Genomic DNA, 10,239 nt, shown 5'->3' with positions numbered 1-10,239 from the left:
CATTTCTATAGTAACTTTGATTTCTTTAAATGTCACTACATATTGATAAAAACTGCATTTCGATTCGCTCCTAAATAATGGTCATAAATCGTATCGACTGAGTTTCCACAACTATCAGCTAAAAGTTTTAAATCAACTCCCGCTTGAGCTTGAAGTGTAATAAAAGTATGACGGGTTGAACTAGGTTTTAAATACTGAGAGATTTTACCTTCTCTGGCTAATTGCTTAACAATTCCATCAATCAAAACTTTTTCACCGCGTCTAACAGTATTTTTTCCATACCATAAGTCATTTAGTTGAAAGCGTTCATATTGTTGCTCGTTGATATTTAGGAAAACGTAGTCATTATTGTCTGTTTTAACCTTATTACTTTTAATTTTATTCAAGAGGTCAGTAAGCCTTTGATATCCTTTTGTTCTAAAAATTCGGATAACTTTGGTTTTCGGTTCTTTGGTGATTTTTGTCTCTGAGGAATAGCTTTCATCAAATACGATTGATTCTTTTTTAATATCATTCCACTTTAAGGCGAAAGCTTCACCCATCCTACAACCTGTTAAAAATAAAAACTCAACCAAATCAGCGATGTGTGCTGTTTTCTTGTTAGAAGATGCCCTAAAAGCATTTAAGATTATGTCTCTTTCTTCTAGGGTAAAAGCGCGATAATCTTCTTCTTCTAAAAGCTGATTAGATTTTTTGGTAATTCTTAAATCTATCTCTTTAAGTTCATAAAAATAATTTTTGGTAAGTGTTTTTTTTCTAACGGCTCTATCTCCCATATCAGATAAAGCAGAAAACAGCCTTTTTATGTTGATTTTACAAGCACCTTGAGCTAATAGGTCTTGAGCGATTTTATTAACTAACTCTGCGCTAGATGCTTCTTCTAAATAGGGTTTAAGCCAATTGAAATACATCCGTTTGTATGTGGTTAAGAAAGTGGTTTCGGCAATTTTTCCGCATTTAAACTTCCAGTTGATGTATTCCTCATACAATTCCCCTAGCTTTACCGCTTGGGTATTTTCAAGAAAACTGAGATTAACTTTAAAGCCTAGATATTTCCCCAATGTTGGGTCAAACAAGTTATCAGGGTGGTCTAGATCGATTTGAATTTTTCGGCAGATGTCTAAAGCCCATTGGCGGTTATCAGGTTCATCCGTCCTGTTGAGGCTTTTGTAAAATTGTCTTCTGTTGTAGTAAGTTTGTGAAACTTTGGTGCTGAACTGTAAACGTAGTACACCTTTGTCGGTTCCGATTTTGACATCCATAATCTCTAGTAGATTTCTAGTAAATTTCTAGTAATTACTACTCCCAAAATCAGTCTATTCCTTATTAGTCCGTTAAAAATTCTTTAAGTTTGCGTTCTACCGTAATCGTTAAAGATTGAATCCTATCTAAAAAAAATTTACCTTTAATCTTTGTAAGTCTTGTCATTTATAGTTTTCAAGCTTTCGAGTGAGGTGAGTTTATCCCGCCGCGTCATCATTCTTTTAGCCACAAGATTAAGAAATGTAACAATTATGCTGTCATACCATCATGACAGCTTGACAGGGCAAAAAAAAACCGATAAGTTAAAGAGGCATACCCGGGTAACACCAATTAGAGTGATATGCAAGATAAGCAAAAAGTCACACTATATCTTCCCCCAGGAGTCCATCGTCAACTAAAAATTAGAGCGGCTATTGATGAAGAATCAATGTCTGCCGTTGTAGAGAGGGCGATCGCCTTTTATTTAAAGTACCCTGATAAAGTACAAGAGATAGAGGAAGCAACCTATGGCAAAACCCATCAAGTTCATGTTTGTCCAGAATGTGAAGCAGCGATGGTGATGAGAGAGGGAACCCTAGTTTCTTTGAAGCATCAGCCAAGTGTCATAACAGACGACTTCCCGATCGAAATTCCAGAACCAGTCTGTACAAAAGAAAATGCTTCTGGAGAAGCGGAGTTAGTTCCCTGCTAAAGTAAAAGTTTAGCCCCGCTCTCACCAAATCGAATCTTGCCAAATCGAACCGTTGAACCATTACACAAGGTCGATGCCATGAAAGAAGAGCTCAATATCTTAGTTCAAGCTCAATACCCCCTGATCTACCTCGTCACATCCGAAGAGGAACGGGCAGAGCAAGCAATTACAAAAATAGCTCAGATGAATACACAACATCGGCGAGTGTATGTGTGGACGGTAACTCACGGAATAGTGGAATATGGGCAACCCAGACAAGCGACACAGCATAATACTGTTTCTCCAGAAGCAGCGATCGAATGGACAGTAAGACAAAGAGAAGCAGGAATATACATATTTAAAGACTTGCATCCGTTTATCACTTCGGCGGCGGTAACGCGTTGGCTAAGAGATGCGATCGCTTCTTTCAAAGGAACAGAAAAGATTATCATCTTGATGTCACCCTATCAAGAGATCCCCATCGAGTTAGAAAAAGATGTTTCTGTCATTGATTTCCCTCTACCCGACTTAACCGAACTCAATCAAGTTTTAACCCAACACCTAGAAAAAAATAAAACTCGTCGCATCACCACAGAAGTACGAGAAAAATTACTCAAAGCGGCACTTGGATTAACCAAAGACGAAGCAGAAAAAGTTTATCGTAAAGCTTACGTTAAAGCCAGTAAGCTAACGGAAGAAGAAGTCGACATTGTATTATCAGAGAAAAAACAACTAATCCGACGCAATGGAATTCTAGAATTCATCGAAGAAGACGAAACCATTGACGCAGTGGGCGGACTAGAAGAATTAAAAAAATGGCTACAGCAGCGTTCTAACGCCTTTACCGAACGCGCTAGAGAATATGGTTTACCCCAGCCCAAAGGGATGTTAATCTTAGGTGTACCAGGCTGTGGAAAGTCACTCATCGCTAAAACCACATCTCGCCTATGGGGTTTACCCTTACTTCGGTTAGATATGGGGCGAGTCTATGATGGCTCAATGGTTGGTCGTTCTGAAGCAAACCTTAGAAATGCCCTCAAAACGGCTGAATCTGTTTCACCTACTCTTCTTTTTATCGATGAATTAGATAAAGCTTTTGCAGGTGGTACAGGTTCTGCGGACTCCGACGGCGGTACTTCAAGCCGTATCTTTGGTTCATTCCTCACTTGGATGCAAGAAAAAACATCACCTGTATTCGTGATGGCAACGGCGAACCGCATTGAAAGACTTCCGGGGGAATTTTTAAGAAAAGGACGATTTGACGAAATATTTTTCGTCGATCTACCCACTCCAGACGAAAGACAAGCTATTTTTAATATTCACCTTAGCAAACGTCGCTCCGATATCACACGCTTCGATCTAGAGCAGTTAGCCAAGGTATCTGATGGATTTTCTGGTGCAGAAATAGAGCAAGCGATCGTAGCTGCGATGTATGAGGCATTTGCCCAAGACAGGGAGTTTACCCAACTTGACATCATCGCCTCGATCAAATCCACCTTGCCCCTATCGCGTACCATGACTGAACAGGTTACAGCCCTTCGAGACTGGGCCCGCCAACGGGCAAGACCTGCCTCAGCCTCCGTTGCTGAATATCAGCGAATGGAGTTCTAACAGACTTTCATCCTGCTCCCAACAGGTCGAAAGGCTAGCAATAAAGCTAGCAGCACTCACAAAACACCGCTATCATCTCATAAAAGGCGGTACATTTAAACTCTCAAACTCTCAATTGTTGTTGTTCATTGTTGTCTACCGGAGGAAATTCCAATGTCTCATTTCAGCACTTTACGGACTAAAATCACCGATTCTGAAATCCTCAAAGCTTCCTTAAAGGATTTAGGTATCAACGTTAAAACCGAAGCTGATGTTCGTGGCTACAACGGTCAGCGCATTCGTGCCGACTTAGTGGCAGTTCTAGAAGGTGAATATGATCTCGGTTGGTCTCGCAATAGCGACGGTTCCTTTGACCTCATCGCTGACTTGTGGGGCGTTGCTAAAAAACACAACCAAACCGAATTGATCAACTCAATCAATCAAAAATATGCTGTTAACAAAACCTTAGCAGAAGTTAAACAGCGCGGTCTAAACAACGCTAACGTGAAGCTAGTTGTTCAAAACTAAGATTTATAGCGCGTTCCCAAGCCGAGGGGTTGACCTGCATTCTGGTTAACCCTTTTTTCTGTGCGTTTTTTTGTAGGGTTTTGGTCTGGGGACCCGATTTATGAATGGATTTGGTATAAATTAAAAAAAAACTAGAAAATTGCCTGAAAAATTGTTATTATCGCCGCACTTTTGGGAATTCTATAATAGAACAAACAAATTTAAGTGCAGGTAAGCTTTGTCTTTATTTAGCTTAACGAACCTTTCAAAACGGAAGGTTTTGTGATTCATCATACTACTGTTTCCATCGAAGAGCTAGTTCAAGAGATCAATACAGTCAATCATGCTTGGAAAGTTGCTAGTCAAATAGAAATAGCCGATAGCTTAACAACTATTGCTCAATCTCTGGGCAACCTGAAAACACGTCTACAGGTGCGACTTTTACGCAGTTATGCTCCTGAAAAAGTTTATCTACAACTCGACTTAGATACACAAGGAGAAGAACTTTACGGCCTTATTTTGTGCGAACCTGTAGAAAATTATTGGAATGCAGCGCATCTTCCCGTCAGGATAGCTCAGTCAGTTTTAACACCACAAGAAATTAAAAAATTTACTCGAATTTAATCAGGAAAATTTATGGTGAATCTTCTCAGCACTTTTTTGTCGATTGTGTGGCAAAATAGTATTTTTCACGTGCTAACTTTAGGCTTGTTAGTAATTGCTATTTGCTTTGAGGCTCTTTCAGTTAGAAAATATCGAAATGATTATAAGAAAGAAACAAAGCCAATTAAAGAAATTATTAATGATTTAAAAAAAATTAAAGCTCAAAAACACAATGGCTACAGTAGTAATGTAACAATTTCAGACAAAGATTCTTCGTATATAAATTGGATAAAAGAACATTTTGCTGGAAAGGTGGATGAGCAGAATAATTTTATCGCAAAAATGGAGAATGGTCGCTTTATCTTATTACAATATCCATTAGTTTTAGCTCGCTCAACTCCTAGCAGTTCTTTACGATTTATTCCTAGTATTCTCGTTGCTCTGGGAGTCTTAGGAACTTTTTATGGAATTCAAGAAGGATTATCAAAAATTTCCCTCACATCAGTTGGTCAAGATAGTTCTAATTTACTTGCTTCTAGTGTGCAGCTTCTGGAGGGAATGAAAACAGCTTTCTCAACATCTCTAATGGGATTAGGTTCTAGTAGTATTTTTACTATTTTTTTAGCCTATAAAGAAAAAGATAGACGCTCTGATATTGTCGAGCTACGGAGTGAATTAGATAAAATCGCTTTTTTAGAAACACCTGGACGACTTTTATACCATTTAAACTTTGAAGCAAATGAAAGAGCCGCAACACAACTCAGCGAAACGGCTCAAACGCTTAAAGAAGGTTTCAATAACTTAATAGAAACGCAAAAACAGCTTAGTCCTCAAGCTATAGGTAGTGCAGTTGGACAAGCGATGTCACCTGTTTTCCAAGAAATCAAAGATGAACTAGCAGCACTTAGAGAGATTAAAGCAGACCAAGGACAGGAAATGTTGAGGCAATTAATCGAAGAACAAAGAGAACAATTAATCAAACCGATTATTGCAGAACTTGAAAAAAGCGCACAACTAACTCAGGAGGCATCGGGAGCAGTTAGAGAACTTAGCAATAGTCTTGCCGCATCAGTTGATACAATACAACACTTTCAAACACAAACATTAAATGAACTACAGAATTTTGCAAGTGAATTACGAATCATCTTTGAGCAATTTCGGACTGAAACTCAGGGAGTATTAGAAAATGTTTCAGCAGAACTAAAAGTTGCTGTTAATTCCAGCATACAAGCAATGGATGGTCAAAGAAATGCTTTTGAGATTAGTGCCACCCAAACAGCAGAAACTTTTCGTTTAATTCGAGAAGATTTACAACAAGCGTTACAGACTCAATCGGAAATAGAACGACAAATGCTTCAAGAATTCCAAGAGCGTACCGTAACTATTATTACTACCACTGGAAATGAAGCATCACGCTTAATGAATGAAGCAAGAGAAAATTTAATCGCCACACTTTCAAATATCGATACTTTATTGCAGCAAACGCGAGTCACAGTTCAGCAAGAGTTAGAAGAATTTCGTCACAACTATCAAGCCGCTTTACAAGAATTTTTTTACAACCAAAATCAATTACTAGAAGGAACATTAGGAGAGCAACGTCAAGGATTAAATACAGTCGTGCAAAATTTACAATCTGTTTTTGAGCAAGAAATTCAAAGAAGACAAAATGTAATTAAAGAAACCGAAGCTAGTTTAAATCAAATAACTAATACGGTGAAAGTAGTTAGTAATTTAGCTAGTGCCGTTGGTTTAACATCAGTTGAAAGATTAGCACAGATTAAAGATATTACTCATGTTCTCGGTAATGAAAGCCAACGAATTGAAAAGGCGTATGATAATTTAATTTCTCGTTTAAATCAATCACTTGAAATGAGTAACCAACATCTAACAAATTATTTAGAAAGAGCTTATGATTCAGAAAGACAATTTTTCACACAGGCTGATGAAGCAACGGCTAATATTTCTAATCGACTATTACAAGCTGCTAACTATCTTGTATCGGCTGAATATAATCGTCGTAATCAGGAGGAAATTTAATCATGAATGATTGGTCAAACTGGAGACAAGATTCAGCAGTAAATGATCAAGAAGATTCGAGCGTTTTACTTTCAATTGGCGATCTAATGTCTGGATTACTAATGATTTTTGCACTTCTCTTCATTACTGTATTAGTTCAATTAAAAGAAATGCAGAAAACACAAAAAATTGTAATTGGAACAGTTTTAGACGCTTTAAAAGACAATAATGTAGATGTAAAAGTTAATCCAGAAACAGGAGATGTGAGTATTAGAGATAGTATCCTTTTTGATGAAAATAGCTCTGAGCTAAAACCAGAAGGCAAAAGATTTCTGCAATCTTTTATTCCTGTTTATAGTCAAGTAATTTTTTCTAAACCACTTTTTGAAGAAGAAATTACAAGAGTAATTATAGAAGGTCACACAAGTTCCGCAGGAAATTACGAAACGAATTTGAAACTAAGCTTATTACGTTCATATTCTGTTGCTGAATATATTTTTTCACCAGAAATGAAATTTTCAACAAAATCACAGTTGAGTCAAAAAATCATGACAGCAGGAAGAGGTGAAATTGAATCTCAACAGAAATATGACGAACCATCAGACAGAAAAGTAACATTTAGATTTCAATTTAAAGGAGAAAAATTTTTAGAAAATTATCAAAAAAAATAATTTTTAGAGTTAATAAATAAAATTATTATGTCTTATTCTTTTCGAGTCTTGTCCTTAAAAGATCCTACTGTAAATTTTCCTAGCAAAGTTAATCAGTTAAGTAAGCATTTGTTTAATTCAAAAATTGGGAAGTCAGTTTTTAAATTATTAAATGAACAAGAAGAAAATTTTCGTACCTATGATGAAATTATACAGGAAATTTATCATAATAATGCTCATAAAATTAAACCGCTAGAATGGATATATTGCTTATACAATCAAACTGAATGGGAGTTGATGAGTCTTGATGAGAGAAATATTACCTCTCAAAAAATCTGGAGATTTGCCTTAGAAAATTTATGGCTAAAACGTCTTTTACTATGGCTAATGGTACTTGAATACAGTTCACCACAATTAATTATTTCACCAGAATTAGTACAGAACTTCTCAACCTTTGCTGATCAAGCTCCTGAAAAAGAACACATAACAATACAAATTATACAAGCGATCGCAGACGAAAATTATTTAAACTTAACTCAATTATCAATTCAATCCTTACTCACTCCTTGGGAGCTACTACAACAAAAACAACTTCCAAGCACAATACCAGCACTTAGACAAGCTAATTACCCCTTTGTAGAAGTATTTGCACAAAACCATAAGCCAGAATGGTTGTTGAATTGTTTTAAACAAATATCCTTTGAACAACAAAATCACCAGATTGAGCAGCTACTCACCACAATTCCTGTTAGTAAAGTTAGTAGTTTTTCTTCAATTGTGACATGGTTGCGTCAAAGTTATGGACCGCGTACCCCACAGTCTAAGTGGCACCAATTATCAGCTAATGCTCAAGCTGCTTTACTTAAATGCTTAAATACTTCAACTTGGAGCGATTTTCAAGCATTAGTAAATGTGCTTTTACAACAGTTAAATTCATCTCTAGCACAGTCTAAATATGGTAGCCGAAAATCTAATGAACTAAACTCTCAAATCAATCAACTTAGAAGACGTAGGGATTTTTGGTCAAATTATAGCGATAACTTTGAACGCTTGCGTATTTTACTTCCGTTAGAATCACAAAATTGGATTAGTGATCAGTTAAAACGTGATATTGATATCCTTATTTCCGATAATAGTGATCCGACAGAAGTTTGTATCTTCGACTTTGGTGATTATTTTGTGATTGAGTTCTTTCGTGGTGCTGGTAGCGAAATGCGTTTATTTAACCGTTATCATTATCCTGACATCGAATCAAAATTATTTACTTCTGCGGAATTATCACTTAAACAATTGCGCTGCTTAGGTGGCGAAGTTCACGATCATATGTACTTATGGCAAGGTTCTGCTGAACAGTTGCTTAGAAAAAATGGAATTACTCCAAATGAAAACACCAAAACTTTTAAAGGTCTTGATTCACGTCATAACAGGTACAATTTTACAACAGGACTACCTAAACCTTCATCAGAAAAAATCACTGAACGTGAAAGAAATTTAACTGCATGGCGTAGAAAAATTAAAGAGCTTGACGAAGAAGCGCGTCACTACTGCTCAATGCAAAAAGAATAGGTACAATTGTAGGGGTTTGGTCTCCAAACCCAATTAACTTTAGCAAGGTAAATCGAACAGTTGACTAAATTTGTCCAGATATTACAATATTTAGTTATTTTTCTCACCTATTTAGGATTAGCTTTAGGTCAGTTTCCTGGACTACGCATGAACCGAGCAACGATCGCACTTGTTGGGGCTGCTTTTATCATTACGCTACAAGTATTTACTCTAGAGGAAGCATGGCAAGCAATTGACGCAAATACGATCATTTTTTTGCTCAGTATGATGGTGATTAATGCGAATTTAGCCTATTCAGGATTTTTCCAATTAATCTTAACTTCTTTATTAAAAATTACTCGTAGTCCCTTTGGTTTACTGTGTTTATTAACCTTTGGTAGTGGAATATTATCGGCGTTTTTTCTTAATGATACGATCGCTCTCATTTTTACACCCTTAGTCATTCATTTAACACAAGCTTTAAAACTTAATCCCATTCCCTATTTACTCGCTTTAGCGGCTGCAACAAATTCGGGATCTGTCGCTACTCTCAGTGGCAACCCACAAAATATTTTAATCGGATCATTTTCTCAAATTAGTTATTTAGATTTTTCTAAAGCTTTACTTCCTTTAGCTTTAATCAGTTTATTAATACAAATCGGTTTATTGTGGTTAATTTATCCCGAAGTTCGTTCAACACAAGAAATTTCAATTATTCCTAAATTTTCCTATCGTTTAGTCAAACCTTTATTCAGAAAAACTTTAATTATTACCAGTGGTTTATTAATTGCTTTTGCCATTGGAGTTCCATTAGGAATAGCATCACTAACCGCAGCCGCATTATTACTGATTACGCGAAGAATTAAACCTCAAAAAGTCTTTCAACAAATTGACTGGAATGTTTTAATAATGTTTTCAGGTTTATTTGTTTTAACTCATGCTACACAAAAACTAAATTTATTTAATTCTTTAACTCTTTTAGCTAACAATTCACTAAAATTTTTAGGAATTACAGTTTTACTTTCTAACCTAATTTCTAATGTTCCCGCAGTTTTGGTATTAAAACCATTTATCGAAGAGAATAATACAACCTATTGGTTATTATTAGCAGCAGGTTCAACTTTAGCAGGAAACTTAACTTTATTTGGTTCAGTTGCTAATCTCATTGTTGCCGAAGCAGCAATTATTAAAGGCTATCATCTCGATTTTAAAGAACATCTAAAATTTGGCTTACCTTTAACGATTATTACTGTTATTTTAGCTTATTTTTGGATTATATAATACAAGGCAAAAATAATATGAAACTACTCAAATCATACCAAATCCGTAAAAGAGAACCCATTTATCTGATAGACTGTGGGAATGGGAAGAAAAGCACATTTAGAAAATTATCTA

General features: G+C 36.1%; 9 protein-coding genes. 8 read left to right on the top strand and 1 reads right to left on the bottom strand.

Annotated elements, in window-relative coordinates; all coding sequences use genetic code 11:
• Window positions 1-35: 35 nt before the first annotated feature.
• Window positions 36-1,262: a tyrosine-type recombinase/integrase gene (locus C7H19_RS24265; RefSeq protein ID WP_106459484.1), complete on the bottom strand. Its 1,227-nt coding sequence runs from the start codon at window positions 1,260-1,262 to the stop codon at window positions 36-38.
• A 341-nt stretch (window positions 1,263-1,603) separates the two neighbouring features.
• On the opposite strand from C7H19_RS24265, the gene C7H19_RS24260 reads away from it, so the two are divergent.
• From C7H19_RS24260 to C7H19_RS24225, 8 genes are all read left to right on the top strand, one after another.
• Window positions 1,604-1,954: a slr0373 family blue light stress response protein gene (locus C7H19_RS24260; RefSeq protein WP_106459483.1), complete on the top strand. Its 351-nt coding sequence runs from the start codon at window positions 1,604-1,606 to the stop codon at window positions 1,952-1,954.
• 78 nt (window positions 1,955-2,032) lie between these two features.
• A complete protein-coding gene (ycf46, locus tag C7H19_RS24255; RefSeq protein WP_106459486.1) occupies window positions 2,033-3,544 on the top strand; it encodes a stress-responsive protein Ycf46 in 1,512 nt (503 codons plus the stop codon).
• Between the two features lie 153 nt (window positions 3,545-3,697).
• Window positions 3,698-4,051, top strand: a complete 354-nt coding sequence (locus C7H19_RS24250; RefSeq protein ID WP_106459482.1) for a DUF1257 domain-containing protein — start codon at window positions 3,698-3,700, stop codon at window positions 4,049-4,051.
• 261 nt (window positions 4,052-4,312) lie between these two features.
• The gene (locus C7H19_RS24245; RefSeq protein WP_106459481.1) at window positions 4,313-4,654 is read left to right on the top strand and encodes a hypothetical protein; all 342 of its coding nucleotides are present in this window, start codon (window positions 4,313-4,315) and stop codon (window positions 4,652-4,654) included.
• A 12-nt stretch (window positions 4,655-4,666) separates the two neighbouring features.
• Complete coding sequence (locus C7H19_RS24240) at window positions 4,667-6,670, top strand: hypothetical protein (protein ID WP_106459480.1); 2,004 nt, start codon at window positions 4,667-4,669, stop codon at window positions 6,668-6,670.
• A gap of 2 nt (window positions 6,671-6,672) precedes the next feature.
• Window positions 6,673-7,320: an OmpA/MotB family protein gene (locus tag C7H19_RS24235; protein WP_106459479.1), complete on the top strand. Its 648-nt coding sequence runs from the start codon at window positions 6,673-6,675 to the stop codon at window positions 7,318-7,320.
• A gap of 27 nt (window positions 7,321-7,347) precedes the next feature.
• Complete coding sequence (locus tag C7H19_RS24230) at window positions 7,348-8,865, top strand: EH signature domain-containing protein (RefSeq protein WP_106459478.1); 1,518 nt, start codon at window positions 7,348-7,350, stop codon at window positions 8,863-8,865.
• 60 nt (window positions 8,866-8,925) lie between these two features.
• A complete protein-coding gene (locus C7H19_RS24225) occupies window positions 8,926-10,125 on the top strand; it encodes an anion transporter (protein WP_245927767.1) in 1,200 nt (399 codons plus the stop codon).
• Window positions 10,126-10,239: the final 114 nt, after the last annotated feature.

The organism is Aphanothece hegewaldii CCALA 016 (genome assembly GCF_003007785.1).
Classification (GTDB): Bacteria; Cyanobacteriota; Cyanobacteriia; order Cyanobacteriales; family Microcystaceae; genus Chroococcus; species Chroococcus hegewaldii.
Note: the sequence above shows the minus strand (reverse complement) of the source record. Positions and strands in the feature narration are given on the sequence as shown.